At 66.7% G+C, this 14,199-nt stretch carries 16 protein-coding genes; 12 read left to right on the forward strand and 4 right to left on the reverse strand.

Features of this window, described 5'->3' with window-relative positions:
- The first annotated feature begins 303 nt into the window (after positions 1-303).
- Positions 304-1,737: a sigma-54-dependent transcriptional regulator gene (locus G3446_RS16900; protein WP_164454008.1), complete on the forward strand. Its 1,434-nt coding sequence runs from the start codon at positions 304-306 to the stop codon at positions 1,735-1,737.
- A 13-nt stretch (positions 1,738-1,750) separates the two neighbouring features.
- Positions 1,751-2,875, forward strand: a complete 1,125-nt coding sequence (locus G3446_RS16905) for a sensor histidine kinase (RefSeq protein WP_164454009.1) — start codon at positions 1,751-1,753, stop codon at positions 2,873-2,875.
- Here G3446_RS16905 and moaA read toward each other — a convergent pair.
- Positions 2,799-3,836, reverse strand: a complete 1,038-nt coding sequence (gene moaA, locus G3446_RS16910; protein WP_342450145.1) for a GTP 3',8-cyclase MoaA — start codon at positions 3,834-3,836, stop codon at positions 2,799-2,801. The genes G3446_RS16905 and moaA overlap by 77 nt on opposite strands.
- A 714-nt stretch (positions 3,837-4,550) precedes the next feature.
- On the opposite strand from moaA, the gene G3446_RS16915 reads away from it, so the two are divergent.
- The 3 genes from G3446_RS16915 (at position 4,551) to G3446_RS16925 (ending at position 6,534) form a co-directional block, all read left to right on the forward strand.
- Positions 4,551-5,093: an MOSC domain-containing protein gene (locus G3446_RS16915; protein ID WP_164454010.1), complete on the forward strand. Its 543-nt coding sequence runs from the start codon at positions 4,551-4,553 to the stop codon at positions 5,091-5,093.
- Between the two features lie 248 nt (positions 5,094-5,341).
- The gene (locus tag G3446_RS16920; protein ID WP_164454011.1) at positions 5,342-5,974 is read left to right on the forward strand and encodes a CBS domain-containing protein; all 633 of its coding nucleotides are present in this window, start codon (positions 5,342-5,344) and stop codon (positions 5,972-5,974) included.
- Complete coding sequence (locus G3446_RS16925) at positions 5,971-6,534, forward strand: HPP family protein (protein WP_164454012.1); 564 nt, start codon at positions 5,971-5,973, stop codon at positions 6,532-6,534. The genes G3446_RS16920 and G3446_RS16925 overlap by 4 nt, the downstream gene beginning before the upstream one ends.
- A gap of 119 nt (positions 6,535-6,653) precedes the next feature.
- Here G3446_RS16925 and G3446_RS16930 read toward each other — a convergent pair whose 3' ends face one another.
- Positions 6,654-7,514 carry a LysR family transcriptional regulator gene (locus tag G3446_RS16930; protein ID WP_164454013.1) on the reverse strand — a complete coding sequence of 287 codons (861 nt, stop codon included), beginning with the start codon at positions 7,512-7,514 and terminating at the stop codon, positions 6,654-6,656.
- Between the two features lie 180 nt (positions 7,515-7,694).
- On the opposite strand from G3446_RS16930, the gene G3446_RS16935 reads away from it, so the two are divergent.
- Positions 7,695-8,336, forward strand: coding sequence for a TusE/DsrC/DsvC family sulfur relay protein (locus tag G3446_RS16935; RefSeq protein WP_164454014.1), 642 nt, complete (start codon positions 7,695-7,697; stop codon positions 8,334-8,336).
- 126 nt (positions 8,337-8,462) lie between these two features.
- Positions 8,463-9,635, forward strand: a complete 1,173-nt coding sequence (locus G3446_RS16940) for an NnrS family protein (RefSeq protein WP_164454015.1) — start codon at positions 8,463-8,465, stop codon at positions 9,633-9,635.
- Positions 9,636-9,653: 18 nt separating this feature from the next.
- On the opposite strand, the gene G3446_RS16945 is transcribed toward G3446_RS16940, so the two are convergent.
- Positions 9,654-10,001 (reverse strand): nitrous oxide-stimulated promoter family protein, encoded by a 348-nt coding sequence (locus tag G3446_RS16945; RefSeq protein ID WP_164454016.1) that lies wholly within the window; start codon positions 9,999-10,001, stop codon positions 9,654-9,656.
- 205 nt (positions 10,002-10,206) lie between these two features.
- On the opposite strand from G3446_RS16945, the gene moaB reads away from it, so the two are divergent.
- From moaB to G3446_RS16965, 4 genes are all read left to right on the forward strand, one after another.
- Positions 10,207-10,737 carry a molybdenum cofactor biosynthesis protein B gene (gene moaB / locus G3446_RS16950; RefSeq protein WP_164454017.1) on the forward strand — a complete coding sequence of 177 codons (531 nt, stop codon included), beginning with the start codon at positions 10,207-10,209 and terminating at the stop codon, positions 10,735-10,737.
- Positions 10,738-10,747: 10 nt separating this feature from the next.
- Positions 10,748-12,001, forward strand: a complete 1,254-nt coding sequence (locus G3446_RS16955) for a molybdopterin molybdotransferase MoeA (RefSeq protein ID WP_164454018.1) — start codon at positions 10,748-10,750, stop codon at positions 11,999-12,001.
- Positions 12,002-12,014: 13 nt separating this feature from the next.
- Positions 12,015-12,269, forward strand: coding sequence for a molybdopterin converting factor subunit 1 (moaD, locus tag G3446_RS16960; RefSeq protein ID WP_164454019.1), 255 nt, complete (start codon positions 12,015-12,017; stop codon positions 12,267-12,269).
- Between the two features lie 70 nt (positions 12,270-12,339).
- Positions 12,340-12,789 carry a helix-turn-helix domain-containing protein gene (locus G3446_RS16965; RefSeq protein ID WP_164454020.1) on the forward strand — a complete coding sequence of 150 codons (450 nt, stop codon included), beginning with the start codon at positions 12,340-12,342 and terminating at the stop codon, positions 12,787-12,789.
- A gap of 91 nt (positions 12,790-12,880) precedes the next feature.
- Here the strand turns inward: G3446_RS16965 and G3446_RS16970 are convergent, their stop codons facing one another.
- Positions 12,881-13,252, reverse strand: coding sequence for a reverse transcriptase domain-containing protein (locus tag G3446_RS16970; protein ID WP_209262477.1), 372 nt, complete (start codon positions 13,250-13,252; stop codon positions 12,881-12,883).
- A gap of 523 nt (positions 13,253-13,775) precedes the next feature.
- On the opposite strand from G3446_RS16970, the gene G3446_RS16980 reads away from it, so the two are divergent.
- Positions 13,776-14,126 carry an IS66 family transposase gene (locus tag G3446_RS16980; RefSeq protein ID WP_164454022.1) on the forward strand — a complete coding sequence of 117 codons (351 nt, stop codon included), beginning with the start codon at positions 13,776-13,778 and terminating at the stop codon, positions 14,124-14,126.
- Positions 14,127-14,199: the final 73 nt, after the last annotated feature.

Here is a 14,199-nt window from a genome sequence, read left to right on the forward strand (position 1 = left end):
CTCTATTGATCGCTGCTGAATTACGCTCGTATCTCGTGATAACCGCATGTCTTCGCAGTCTTGTGTCAGCGCCTTCGGCCGCTGTCCGGCAACAGGATGCCCTAGTCGAACGGCGATCGGGGAAATTCCGGGAAGGATCATCCCAAAGCCTCTCGCCCTCGGGGGAGGAGCCCTCTCGAAGGAGAGCGCCTTTCCCGAAAATCGCCTCGGACCCCGTGAGAAAGCGATCGCGTCACTCATTCATAAGATAAGCCGTTGGGGGCGCGCCTGCGTCCACCAGCGAGCAACGCGGAGGAGGAGACCATGACATCCCAGCCACTCGAAAGCCGAGGGCTCGACCGCGCACGCGACGACAGGCCCGCGCCGGACGCGGGCGACTCCATTCTCATCGTCGACGATGAGCCCGAAATGCTGAGCTTCATCGAGCGTGCGCTCGCCCCGCATTTCGCGCGTGTGGAGACGGCGGCCGACGCCGGCACCGCACGTACACTCGCCCGAGACCTTCATTTCGACCTCATGATCGTCGACATCCGCCTTCAGGGCTCAGAGAGTGGATTGGCGTTGGCGCGTGAGATTCGCGACCGCCACCAGGTTGATCTGGATGTGATCTTCGTCACCGGCTACGCGGATGTCTATGACGAAAGCGACGCACTGCGCGACGCCTCGGCCGATGTCCTCAGGAAGCCCTTCCTCGCGGACCAACTGCTCGCCATGATCCAGCGTGCGCGCGAGCGGAGGCGCGCCGCGCGCGAGCAGGCGCTGATCCAGCGCGAGCACGATCGGCGGCCGGTCGCCAAGCGGATCGTGGGGGAGAGCGAGTCGCTCAAGGAGATCTGGCGGACCATTCATCGGCTCGCCCCCATGCCCTCGACGGTGCTGATCAAGGGCGAGACCGGCACCGGCAAGGAACTGGTCGCCCGCGCGCTTCATGACCTCAGCGGCCGGCGCGGCAGCTATGTCCCGGTCAACTGCGGCGCCATCTCCGCCGACCTGATCGAGGGGGAGCTGTTCGGACACCTGCGCGGCTCCTTCACCGGGGCGCACCAGGCCCGCAACGGGCTTTTCAGCCATGCCGATGGCGGCACCCTCTTTCTCGATGAGATCGGCGAGATGCCACTCCCCTTGCAGGCGAAGCTGCTGCGCGTGCTCGAGGAGCGGCGCTACCGCCCGGTCGGCGGCAACCAGGAGATCCCGATCAACGCACGGGTGATCGCCGCGACCAACCGCGATCTGGCCGCCGAGGTGCTCGCCGGGCGCTTCCGCAAGGATCTCTATTATCGGATCAATGTCGTCGATCTGCGCGTGCCGCCCTTGCGCGAGCGCCGGGGCGACATCCCCTTCCTCGCGGGCTATTTCCTCAACGTCCTGTCCACCGAGCTGGGTGTCCCCAACGCGGCGCTCAGTCCTTGGGATCTGGAGCAGCTCATGGGCTACGACTGGCCTGGCAACTGCCGCGAACTGCGCAACGTCATCGAGCGCTCGCTGCTGCTCGGCAAGCCCGTCGCTCATCTGCTTTGCGTCACGCCCCCGCAAGCGCCGGGTGCGAGCGAGAGCGACCTGGGGTCCGCCGGTCCGGCCTCGCTGGAACAGGTGCAGCGCGCACATATCCTGAGTGCCCTGGCCGCCGCTGGCGGCAACAGGACAGTCGCGGCGCGCGCGCTGGGGGTGTCGAGAAAGACGGTGGAGCGCAAACTCAAGGAATGGAGTCAGCCGGACGATGTGAGCGTAGCGGATTGACGTCGGCGATCCGATGGCTCGCCAAGGCTTCCGCCCATTCCTGGCCCGGCTGCGCGCCCGGCTTACCGGGGCCGAGCCGCCGAGCGGCTCCGGCCATCGAGCGGACGCGCAGCCCAAACACGACGAGGAGGAGATCGCCCTCCTCAGCCAACGCGTCGAAACCCTCACCGCCACGCTGCGTGAGACCCGTCACGAGCACCTGGCCCAAACCGAGAAGCTCGCCGCCGTCGGTGAGCTGATTGCCGGCATCGCCCACGAGCTGAACAACCCGCTCGCCATCATGCTCGGCCACATGGAGCTGCTGACCCGTGAGCTGGGACCGGAAACCTGGTCGGTGCGCCAGGAGGTCGAGCTCATCTTCCAGCAGATCGAACGATCGCGTGGAATCATCGACAGCCTGTTGCGGATCACCCGACCGACGGACGACATTCGGATTCTGGAGCCGAGCGAACTGGAAGCCCTGATCGAGGAATGCCTGAGGCTCGTGCTCCAAGAGGCGCGCCGCACGGATGTCGAGGTCCGTACCGATCTGCAAGCGACCCTGGGGGTGCGGATCAGCCGCCAGGACCTGCGCCAGGTCATCATCAATCTACTCGTGAATGCCGTGCATGCCGTCGAGGCCAACCAGGGGACGATCGCGATTCGCTCCCGGGATCTGGAGTCGCGCGGCATCCTCATCGAGGTCGGGGATACCGGCCCCGGGATCCCGCCCGATGTCGTCGACAGGATCTTCCGCCCCTTCTTCACGACCAAGGGCGCGGGACGCGGAACGGGGCTCGGGCTCTCGGTCAGCACGGGGCTCATCCGCCGCTATGGCGGGGCGCTGACTCTGGAGTCCACCTCCGGGCAGGGAACCGAATTCCGGATCTGGGTTCGGCGCGAGCCGATCTTCGACGAGCACGACAACTGGCTCGCCAAGACCCTGGTGTCGAGCCTGGAGGCGCGACCGCGGCAGCCGCCCTGGCTCCGGAGAAAGGACTCGCCCGCATCGCCTTGCCCGCGCTTCGAGACGCACGAGACCTGGCCCGGCCTGACGGTGGCCTCGACGCCCGTCACGTCCGTCAACCCCCGGTCATGTTCATGTGACGAAAGATCACCGGCTTGGCCTGGAGATCGAACGCGTGACCCCGGGGCTTGAGGCCCATGGCGGCGACGATGGCCCGCTTGACCCGATCGTCGTCGGTCGGGTTGGCGTGCAGGACGCGCCGCAGATCGCTCGAATGCTCCTGACCCAGACAGAGCAGTAGCCGCCCGAGCGCCGTGATCCGCACCCGATTGCAGTCGCCGCAGAAATTGTGACTGTGGGGCGAGATGAAGCCGACGCGCGTCTCCTCTCCGGCAATCTGGAAGTATTTGGACGGGCCGCCGGTGCCGTCGATGGTCGGCACGAGGTCGAAACGCTCGGCGAGGTCGCGCCGGATCGCGTCGCTGGAATAGTAGGCTTCCGCCCGGTCGTGATCGCCGATCGCGCCCAGGGGCATCTCCTCGATGAAGCTGATGTCGATCCCGCGCTCGATGGCGAAGCGCACCAGGTCGACCACCTCGTCATGATTGCGGTGCTTGAGCACCACGGTGTTGAGCTTGATCCGCTGGAAGCCGGCGCGCCGCGCCGCTTCCAGTCCGCTCAATGTCTTGCCGATCTCGCCGACCCGGGTGATGGCGCGGAAACGCTCCGGGATCAGGGTGTCCAGGCTGATGTTGATCCGGGTCACGCCGGCATCCTTCAGCGCGCCAGCATAGCGCCCGAGCTGGGTGGCGTTGGTGGTGAGGGTGAGATCCCGCACGCCAGGCAGCGCGCCCAGCTGCTCGAACAGCCAGACCACATTGGGCCGCACCAGCGGCTCCCCGCCGGTCACACGCAGCTTGGTCACGCCCAGCTCGCTGAACAGGCGGCCGAGTCGCGCCATCTCCTCCAGGGTGAGGAGCTGAGCCCGCGGCAGGAAGGTCATCTTCTCCGACATGCAGTAGACGCAGCGCAGATCGCAGCGGTCCGTGACGGACAAGCGAGCATAGATGACCCGGCGACCGAAGCGATCGACCAGACCGGCCACCGGGGTTGCGGGCTGGGCGGCGGGTGGAGCGGGTTGTTGTCGATTCACGCGGTCTCCTGATGGTGATTGACGAGTGCGCGAAGCTCCCGAGCCTTGATCGGGAGCAGCCGGATTCGGTCCCCGCCACCCTCGATCGGCAGGAGCTAAGCAGGCTCCGTGCCGTCCCGCGAACGAACCGGCTGCATTGGGTCCTCAGCCAATCATCTTGCGTCGTGGCTGAGACAAAGAGTCTCGATGCTGGCCATCGATCGGGGCGTATTGTCTCAACCCCGCTCGCGGGGATGGGCAAAGCCCGCGCGACTAGGTCACGCAAGGAGCGCCGAGCGGGGTCGCCCATCGGCTTTCCATTCCTACCCTTCGCACGAGCTTTGCCCATCCTTGCCGCCTGAGCGACGGAGATTCGGGGCTGGGTTCGGCCACACGTGACTCGACGCCCATCATCCCGGCACGTGATGTGCATCAGGAATCCCAAAGCGGAGAGCCAGACTCCTCATCGGGAGCCACGTCGCCTTGCTGACCGATGTCGCCGATCTGCAGCCACGGCCCGGATTGATCTCGACCTGGACCCGTCCTTTCATCCTCCTCGTCTCCACCCGTGTGAGACGTTTTGCGAACCGGCACCCGCCGGTTCTTTTTATTGGAGCCGGCACTTGGGCTACGCCGCGCCGAGACGACGCCTGGTCCGTCGTCCATCCGTCAACATCATCGCGGCGGCAACGCGCTGTCGGCTCGACCATCCAAAACCCGAGGTTGCACACAGCCATGACCGCCATCGTCATCGCCGTTGCGTCGCGCAAGACCCATAGCTTCTCCAAGCAAACCAGGCCGAGTATTCGTCTGCTGGCGGGACTCGGGGTCGAGGATGACGCGCACTGCGGCGCGACCGTCCAGCACCGCTCTCACGCCAGGCGCGATCCGGCCCGACCGAACCTGAGGCAGGTGCACCTAGTGCAGAGCGAGCTCTTCGAGGCGCTTGCCGCAGGTGGCTTCGCGATCGATCCGGGCGGCATGGGCGAGAACATCACCACGCGCGGGATCGACCTCCTGTCGCTCCCGCGCGGCACCGAGCTGTCCATCGGAGCCCAGGTCGTGATCCAGCTCACGGGGCTGCGCAGCCCCTGCGCCCAACTGGATGCCTACCGGCCCGGACTCATGGCGGCCGTGCTCGAGCGTGCCCCGGACGGCCGTCTCATCCGCAAGGCCGGGGTCATGGGCGTCGTGGTGAACGGGGGAACACTGGCCGTGGGGGACGCGATCCGCGTGCACTTGCCGGCCGCGCCCTCTCAAGGGCTCGAACCGGTGTAGACCCTGGCGGCCCACGAATCGCCTCCCCCGGCGCTTGATGCGCATCAAGGCGGCAACCGCGCCATACGCGTCCAATGGCCGTCGATCCGCCAACCGACCGTCTCCGATCGGTGAGTGTCGGATGGCTGCCGACAGCGCCCGCAGGACGGCCTGCAAGTGCGCCTTCTCACGGTCGCTTGCCGCCCGCCTGACCGCACGCAGCGCCCGGCGCATGGCCTCGCCGCGCCCTCAACGGAGGATCCTCCACAATGAACCTGAATCCATCCCTGGTCGTCTCCGACCCGCTTTCCGCCGAGGACCAGATCGCCGAGACCAACCTCACGGATGACGACATCCTGGAGGCGATGCGCGAGATTCCAGGCTACCTCGACATCACCACCAGCGATTTCCGGGCCCTCTATCACCTCGCCCACCGCCACGCGGTCGATCGGCTCTTCAGCGACATCACCGCGGGGCGGCTCATGCGCCGGGAGGTCCGTCCGCTGACCCCTGACACCCCGCTCGCGGAGGCCATCCCCAGTTTCGTGCGGCAGGATCTGAAGTCGCTGCCGGTGGTGGACGGGCAGCGACGCGTCCTCGGCATCCTGACCGAGACCGATGTGCTGCGCGGCCTAGGGGCGGACACCTTTCTTGCCCTGCTCGCACGGGTGATCGCGGACGCCAAGTGCATCAAGTCCGAGCAGCACCATCGGCCGGTCGGCGAGCTCATGACCTCACCCGTGGTGAGCGTCCCGCTGGACGCCGGCATGCGCGAGCTGCTCGCCGCCTTCGCGCGCCATCCCGGCCGCGCCATGCCGGTGCTCACGACCGACGGCCGCCTGGCGGGCCTGCTCCCGCGCAAGGTCTTCCTGAACGCCTGCCACCCGGACCGTCGGCCATGAGGCTCCGGCCCTCGGGCCTCCAGTCCTACCTTGGCAAGATGCGCGGCAGCACCCAAGGCAGCCCGCCTCGGGTTCGCCTGCCAGAGGTGTTCTGGTCCTGGGCGGGCGCCTTCCTGGGGATCGCCGCCGTCGCCTGGCTCAATCAGCGGTTCTTCGCCGACGCCGATCTGGCGCTCACCATCGGCTCGCTGGGCGCCTCTGCGGTACTGGTCTTCGGCGCGGTGCGCAGCCCGCTCGCACAGCCGCGCAACCTCATCGGCGGACACATCCTCTCGGCGCTGGTGGGCGTGACCTGCTGGCAGTGGCTGGGCGGCGACCCCTGGCTGGCGCAATCGGTCGCGGTCGCCACCGCCATCGCCCTCATGCATCTGACCCGCACGCTGCACCCGCCCGGCGGGGCGACCGCGCTCATCGCCATCATCGGCTCCGACCAGGTGCATGCCATGGGCTATCTCTTCGTCCTGATCCCGGCCACGCTGGGACCGCTGGTGCTGCTCGCCGTGGCGCTGCTCGTCAACAATCTTCCCGCTGCCCGACGCTATCCGGAGTTCTGGTTGTAGCCGGCTTCACCACTTCGAACGGCGGGCCACGCGTCTGCGATATCCGCGACAGTCGCACGCAACAGGAGGCTGGGGAGGGAGGGGTTGGAGTGAGTGATGGAGCGGCCGGGCGAGCCGATTCAGGCGCCCCCCGTCGCCGCCCCCTCAGCCACCAGCGCGCGCAGTGTGTCAAGCGCGATCATGAGCTCGGTGCAGTCGCTATCGCCCGGATAGACGACATAGGTCGGCAGGGTCAGGGTCGGGGCGTCATCGACCTGATGCAGACAGCCGCCACGCAGATAGCTGGCGGCGACCCGCTCGGGCACGAAACAGCTGCCGCCGTTGGCGAGGATCAACTGCAAACCCAGCCAGCCGATGTTGGCGGTCTGGGCGGGCCGCTCCAGATCCGGATAGACCCTGAGGTGCTGGGCGTAGAAGGTCGGCCCCCAATCGACATAGACATAGCCGTCGTCCATAGCGGGCTGGTCCGGGTCGCCGCCGACCAGGATCAGGGTCTCGTCGAATAGGTGCTCGACCTGGATGCCGGCGCCCTGCTGGGGGCTGTACATCAAGGCCAGATCCATGGTCCCGGCGATGATGCGGCGCATCAGGTCCTCCTCGAAGCCGATCTCGGTATTGAGCGAGATGTCCGGCGCCGAGGCGCGCATGCGCCCTGCCCAGCGCGGAAGGAAGTCGTCCCAGAGCGCGATGCGCGCGCCGATCGTCAGGCTGGCGCGATAGCGGCTCGGCAGGCCGACGTCGTGACGCGCCTGCTCGAAGGTGAGCAGCAGGGTCTTGGCGTGGCGCAGGAAGCGCTGGCCGGCTGGGGTCAGGCTGGCACCCGAGCGGTTGCGCACGAACAGCCGAGCGCCGAGTCCCTGCTCCAGGTTCTGGATGCGCGCGCTCACCGTCGACTGGGTGACATGCACCCGCTCGGCGGCCTCCAGGAAGCTACCGTGGGCGGCGACCGCGAGAAAGGTCTTGATCTGGTCGATGTCCATACCCTGTCCTCAAGGTCGGGCGACTGATTGTATCGATAATTCCGATACCAACCAGCGATTACTTTCGTTTTTCTTTGACCGTGATCGCCGTTACTTTGTTCTCATTATAAGCCAGTGTGGACTCGGGGCGGACCGCCGCCCACCGAGCCACGGGATGTCGTAACCCACGGAGATCAAACGATGATCGCAGTGCGAATTTCCATGAAGGCCACCCATGAGCCTCTGAAGCGCGCCCCTGTGGTGCTGCGCCTGGACGCGGACGGGAGCGAGACGCCGCCGGTGCTGACCGACCGCGCCGGCCTGGCGAGCTTCGACCTGCCGCCAACCAGCGGTACGATCCTGGTCTCCGGGGTGGAGCGCTACGAGGGCCGGCTCGACGGTGAGATCCCCATCGAGCTGTGGTCCATCACCCAATCCGAGCGGGACTCGCGCGGACTCCCCGGCGAGTTCCCGGCGGGCAGCAACGCCTACCCGAGCATGACGACCCGCGCGGTACAGGTCGGCGAACGTACCATCCTGACCGACAGCGAGGGCTATCTGGTCGACCCCTCGGACTGGTCGGAGGACTTCGCCCGCGCCCTGGCGGACCAGGAGGGGCTGGTCCTGACCGAGGAGCATTGGGAAGTGATCCGCTTCCTGCGCGCCCGTTTCGCCCGCAACGGCATCCAGACGACGGTGCGAGACATGATCGCTCACTTCCGCGACGTCTGGGGGCGCGAGCGCGGCAGCAATCGCTACCTCCATCAGATCTTTCCGCGCGGCGGACCCCAGAAGCAGGGCAATCGACTGGCGGGGCTGCTGCGGACCAAGGGTGAGCATTGAGGACGGAGCTGCCGATCCACGTCATGGCGCGCGCTCCCCGCCGCTTGATCGGCATCAAGTCCAACGGCCTGCGGGGCGGCTAGCGTGCCTGAGTGCCTTGCTCCAGCCACCAGGTCCAAACGCGCGATGGTCTCCACCTCGCGTCTTCAGTCTATTCCCGTCCTCGCGCTCGGATTTCGCGCCTTCTTTCTGGCCGCCGGTGTCGCGGCCATCCTCAGCGTCGCCGTCTGGCTGGCGATCCTGAGCGGGCGCTGGCCCCAACCGAGCCATCTCGCCGGCATCACCTGGCATGCCCACGAGATGCTCTTCGGCTATCTCGCCGCGGTGATCGCCGGCTTCCTGCTGACCGCCGTGCGCAATTGGACCGGGATGGCGACGGCGAGCGGCGCCCCACTCGCCGCGCTGGTCGGGCTTTGGCTGGCCGGCCGGCTCGCGCCTTGGTTGGGACTGCCGCCGTTGTTGGTCGCCCTCATCGATCTCGCCTTCTTCCCGGCCCTGGCGCTCGCGCTCTGGCGACCGCTCTGGAGCGGTCCGAATCCGGTCAATCGGGTCTTTCTGGCGGTCTTCGCGGGCATGACCCTGGCCGGAGCGATGGTGCATCTGGATGCGCTCGGCCTGTTCGCCGGCGGCGCGACGCGAGGTCACCGTCTGATGCTGGACCTGGTGGTGCTGGTCATGCTGCTGGTCTCGGGCCGGGTGATGCCCTTTTTCATCAAGAGCGGCCTCACGAATGCGCGGCCGCAGGTGTTTCCAATCCTAGAGCGACTGGTCTTCATCGTGGCCGCCGGGCTCTTGGTCATCGATCTCGTCCAGCCGCTAAGCCGGGTCGCGGGCGGCCTGGCGCTCACGCTGGGTCTGCTGCAGCTCGCGCGGCTGATCGGCTGGCACGACCGGCGAGTCTGGACCACGCCCATGCTGACCGTGCTCTACGTCGGTCTGCTCTGGCTCGCGCTCGGTCTGATCCTGGATGGACTGCCCGCCTTTACCGCCATGGCGCCGCGCGGCGCCTTGCACGCCCTGACGATCGGCGCCATCGGCGTCGTGACCTTGGGCATGATGTCGCGGGTGGCGGTCGGACATACGGGGCGGCCGATGCAGGCGGCGGCGCCGACGCTCGTCGCCTTCGTGCTGATCAACCTTGCGGCGGCGCTGCGCGGTCTCGCGCCCTTGCTCCTTCCCGCCGGCTATCAGCTGTGGCTGATGGCGGGGGGCCTCTGCTGGATCCTGGCCTTCGGGCTCTTTCTCTGGGTGCATGCCCCAATGCTGCTCAGCCCGCGAGCGGATGGCCGGCCGGGTTGACTCGCTAAGACGCTTGCCTCACCGGTCGCGCTTGCGGGCTTTCAACCTGGGCACGGGACGCCATTTGTCGAGCATGTGGCCGAGACTCAGGATGGGATGGGGAAGCAGCATGCGCGGGCCGGCGTAGCGCATGACTGCGCGCGTGCGCTCGCGCATGGCCGCCGCGTAGCAATGGACCTCGCACAGATTGCAGGCGGGCTTCTCCTCCTGGAAGGGACAGGTGTCCAGTCGGCGCTGGGCATAGTCGAGCAAGCCAGTGCATTCCTGGCAGAGTCCGCGAGCACTGGCATGATGATCGCGACAATAGATCGCCATCATGGCGGCGATGGTCTTCTTCTCGCGGTCGATACGACGCCCCGATGACATGAGCGATCCTCTCGGTTCAAGGCCGCAAGTCCGGGCAGACGACCGGCGGCGCGGCGATGGAATTCGGTGCTGGAGTGTTCCCCCAGGGACCGGGAATCGCCTTGACAAAGATCAAATCGGCACGCGGTGCCGCGCGATCGAGATGACCCGAATGCCGGGCTGGATCGAGCCCAGGCCATAACGCTTGACATCGAAGGGGAACGATATGACCGAGCATTTCACCGAACAGGCATTTCTCCCGCTCAAGATCGCGATCCTCACCGTCTCCGATAGCCGAGGCGAGGATCGGGACACCTCCGGTCACTTTCTGAGAGAGCGCGCCGAGGCGGCCGGACACGCGGTCGTCGCCAAGGAGATCGTGCCCGACGATCGCTATCAATTGCGAGCCATCTTCTCCCGTTGGATCGCCGACCCCCAGGTCAACGTCATCCTGAGCACCGGCGGGACCGGGGTCACCGGGCGCGACAGCACCCCCGAGGCCGTCGTGCCGCTGTTCGACAAGGACATCGAAGGCTTCGGCGAACTGTTCCGGCAGCTCTCCTTTGGCGAGATCGGTGCCTCGACCATCCAGTCCCGCGCCGTCGCCGGCCTGGCCAACGGCACCTTTGTCTTCTGTCTCCCCGGCTCGACCGGCGCCTGTCGCACCGCCTGGGAGAGCATCCTCCAGCCCCAGCTGGACATCCGCACCCGCCCTTGCAATTTCGCGCAACTCATCCCGCGTCTGCGCGAACAGTGAGACGATGCCCATGACGACGCCTCACGATTGCGGATCGATCACCGATCGGCGCCCGACGCTGAGCAAGCACGAAGCGATCGACTTCCTGCTCTCGCGGGTCCAGCCGATCGCCGACGCCGAAACCATCCCGACCGAGACCGGGCTCTGGCGCGTACTGGCCGCACCGGTGAGGAGCGACATCGATGTCCCCGGCTGGGACAACAGCGCCATGGATGGCTATGCCATCCGCCACGCCGATCTGGCCGAAGGCAGCGGACGGCTGCGGATCGCCCAGCGCATCCCGGCTGGAACGACCGGCACGCCGCTGGAGCCTGGCACCGCCGCGCGCATCTTCACCGGCGCGCCCGTGCCCGAGGGCGCCGACACCGTGGTCATCCAAGAGATCTGCAAGCGCGAGGGCGAGACGATCTTCATCCCGCTGGACGCCAAGGCCGGAGCGAACATCCGTCGCGCGGGCGAGGACATTCGGGCCGGCGCGGAGGTGATCGCCGCCGGTACCCGCCTCGCCCCCCAACATCTGGGACTGGCGGCCTCGATCGGGGTCGCGGAGCTGCGGGTCCACCGTCGCCTGCGGGTCGCCATCCTGGCCAGCGGCGATGAGCTGACAATGCCGGGCGAGCCGCTGGGACCGGGGCAGATCTACAACTCCAACCGCTACACGCTGAAGGGCCTGCTTCAGGGGCTGGGCTGCGAGATCCTGGACCTGGGGATCGTCGCGGACACCCTGGAGGCCACCACCGCCGCCCTGGCCGATGCGGCGCGGGAGGCAGATCTGATCGTCGCCAGCGGAGGCGTCTCGGTGGGCGAGGAGGATCATCTCAAACCGGCCGTCGAGCACCTCGGCAGCCTGGATCTCTGGAACATCCCGATACGCCCCGGCAAGCCGGTCGCCTTCGGACGAGTCGGCGAGACACCCTTCTTCGGCGGCCCAGGCAATCCGGTGTCGCTGTTCGTGACCTTCTGTCTCTTCGCCCGCCCCCTCATCCTGCGCATGCAGGGCATCACCGGCGACCTGACGCCACGCACGGTCAGGCTCCGCGCCGGCTTCGACTGGCCCAAGCCGGACAAGCGCACCGAGCTCCATCGGGCGCGGCTCGAGACCGGCGAGGATGGCGAGTTGGAGCTGGCGGTCTACCCCAGCCGCTCCTCGGCGGTCCTGTCCTCGGTCGCCTGGGCGGACGGCCTGATCGAGATCGCGCCCGGCCAGTTGATCCAAGCCGGCGACCGGGTCGATTTCATCCCCTTTGCCAACCTCTTCCAGTGAGCGCACTGCCACCATGATCCGCATCCTCTATTTCGCCCGTTTCCGCGAACAGCTCGGACTAGCAGACGAAACCCTGCCCCGTCGGCCTGGCATCGAGACGGTCGCCGACCTGCTCGCTCACCTTCGCGATCGCGGCGGGGTTTGGGCCGAGACGCTGCCCGAAGGCGAGCGCCTGATGACGGCCGTCAACCAGGAGCTTGTGCGCCCCGACACTAGGATTCGCGACGGAGATGAATTGGGGATCTTTCCGCCGGTTACGGGGGGATAGCAAACCCCGGCGCCCTTGAGGAGGATCGATCAGCGACATCGCCGTCACCTTGCCACGGCGTGCGGCCACGGTGCGCACCGACGAGGATACCGTCGCACTCATCGGGCGCTTGGCCCGGTACTATCCGGACGCCGTCATCGCCGGCATCCTCAATCGCCAGCAGCGCACCACCGCGACCGGCTTACCCTTCACGGTCCATCGCATCGCCAGCCAGCGCACGCATTGGGGGATTGCCTGCTTCACACCACCGGCGCTGCCTCCCGTCGTCGAGCCGGTGACGATCCGCGAGGCCGCCGCCATCCTCGGTGTGGCCCCATCGACGTTGCACCGCCAGCTCGACGACGGGCTCATCGCTGGCGCGCGGCTCACCCCCGGGCGCGCCGTGGCGCATCCTCATCACCGATGCGCTCCGCGCGCACTTCGGCGGCGAGGCCCCGGAGGGCTGCGCGCCCATCGTCGAAGCCATGCGTCGGCTCGGGGTATCGCGCCAGACGGTGTTGCAGCGTGTCAAGCGCGGTGAGCTCGAGGCCATTCATGTCTCACAACGAAATCGTAAGGGACTGAGAATTAAGCTCGAAAATCCAACTTTCGATCTTTTCGAGGAGCCAGCATCAGCTGGGGGGGTAGTATGAACAGCGATCCAAGAAATCTCTCAGGTCGGCGTCGACTAACCACTCGTTGCCAGCGTCCAGCTCGCGCCAGATCTTCTTGAGTGCATCCTTGGTGGATCGCCCGGACCGATACCCGAAGTTGGCGTCATCGAAGACCGGTTCGAAGATCGGCTCCAGCCGATTGAGGATCGCTTGCCGGCACACCCGATCGTCGATCGTCGGGATACCCAGCGCTCGAAACTCGCCCGGCTTGCCCGCCTTGGGAATGGGGTGTTGCAGCACGGGTTGTGGCTCATAGGTCCCGTCCTTGAGCTCAGTATGCGGCCGCTCGAGGTTGGCATCTAAGGAGTCGTCCGCGAATAACTTGAACAAATATGAGTCCCCTCCGAAAACCCCCTTTCCCGCAATCGCACCCAACTAGTGCCGGGGGGCGGAGGCATGCGAGGCATCGCGGGACTAGCCGGGATGATTTCGGAATCCAGAGGTGGCGATCGTCGGTTTCAGCGAATCATTGGGGCGCGATTAAACGCTTGCGGGGCAAAAGGCGGTTTTGGAGGGCTTGCCTGCCTTCTCAGGCGGCCATTTCGGCGAGTTTCGCTTGATGGAGGGTGATACGCCGGACATCGATCCAGGCGGCCCTGCAGAATGCCCATAGCTGCACGCGCACCTTGCCTCGGTACTTCAACTTCTTGTTGCGGGTGTGGTAGACGAGCTGAAAGACGCTCGCCTCGACATTGCAGCGGCGGTTGAACAGCTCACGCGGCAGCGTCTCGGTGCGCCGTCGGCACTCGGCTGCAACGAGCGTCTTGTCGGTGATGTAGCGCCACTTGCCATCGGCGCGGAAGCGATAGCGCCCTGGCTTGCCTGGAAAGCCGGTGAAGTAGATGTCCTGATCGTGCTCATCGGCATAGGCTTCGTTAGAACCCTATCGTTTGGAGACTTTTCGGAGTGGACTCACCAGTGCGTTCACGAGGCCGGGCGTGCGCTCGAGCCGGTGGTCGAGGCCGAGATCCATGCGGCGGTACGCGATGCCGAGGTGCTCTATGCCGACGAGACCAGTTGGAAGGAGCACGCGCAAGGACTCTGGTTGTGGGTGTGCACCTGTAGCACGGCGACCTTGTTCGTCGTCGGGCGGCGCGCCCGCGCGGTCGTCGAGCAGGTGCTCGGTGAGCACTTCGCGCACTGGCTGATGAGCGATGGCTACGCCGCCTATCGCCATCTCGAGCAGCGCCTGCGCTGCCTGTGAGCCTGGCCACCGTCCCTGATGGATTTTCCCCTTTAAATAGTCATTTTGCATGAGGGAGAGGGGTGGGCCTCCC

This window comes from Thiorhodococcus minor (assembly GCF_010820565.1).
Classification (GTDB): domain Bacteria; phylum Pseudomonadota; class Gammaproteobacteria; order Chromatiales; family Chromatiaceae; genus Thiorhodococcus; species Thiorhodococcus minor.

Excerpts from the sequence above, each read along its gene's own strand:
- G3446_RS16930 (WP_164454013.1), bottom strand. The coding sequence starts at position 7,514 with ATGGACATCGACCAGATCAAGACCTTTCTCGCGGTCGCCGCCCACGGT.
- G3446_RS16955 (WP_164454018.1), top strand. The coding sequence starts at position 10,748 with ATGACGACGCCTCACGATTGCGGATCGATCACCGATCGGCGCCCGACG.
- G3446_RS16905 (WP_164454009.1), top strand. The coding sequence starts at position 1,751 with ATGGCTCGCCAAGGCTTCCGCCCATTCCTGGCCCGGCTGCGCGCCCGG.
- moaD (WP_164454019.1), top strand. The coding sequence starts at position 12,015 with ATGATCCGCATCCTCTATTTCGCCCGTTTCCGCGAACAGCTCGGACTA.
- G3446_RS16920 (WP_164454011.1), top strand. The coding sequence starts at position 5,342 with ATGAACCTGAATCCATCCCTGGTCGTCTCCGACCCGCTTTCCGCCGAG.
- G3446_RS16925 (WP_164454012.1), top strand. The coding sequence starts at position 5,971 with ATGAGGCTCCGGCCCTCGGGCCTCCAGTCCTACCTTGGCAAGATGCGC.
- G3446_RS16915 (WP_164454010.1), top strand. The coding sequence starts at position 4,551 with ATGACCGCCATCGTCATCGCCGTTGCGTCGCGCAAGACCCATAGCTTC.
- G3446_RS16945 (WP_164454016.1), bottom strand. The coding sequence starts at position 10,001 with ATGTCATCGGGGCGTCGTATCGACCGCGAGAAGAAGACCATCGCCGCC.
- G3446_RS16900 (WP_164454008.1), top strand. The coding sequence starts at position 304 with ATGACATCCCAGCCACTCGAAAGCCGAGGGCTCGACCGCGCACGCGAC.
- G3446_RS16935 (WP_164454014.1), top strand. The coding sequence starts at position 7,695 with ATGATCGCAGTGCGAATTTCCATGAAGGCCACCCATGAGCCTCTGAAG.
- moaB (WP_164454017.1), top strand. The coding sequence starts at position 10,207 with ATGACCGAGCATTTCACCGAACAGGCATTTCTCCCGCTCAAGATCGCG.
- G3446_RS16940 (WP_164454015.1), top strand. The coding sequence starts at position 8,463 with ATGGTCTCCACCTCGCGTCTTCAGTCTATTCCCGTCCTCGCGCTCGGA.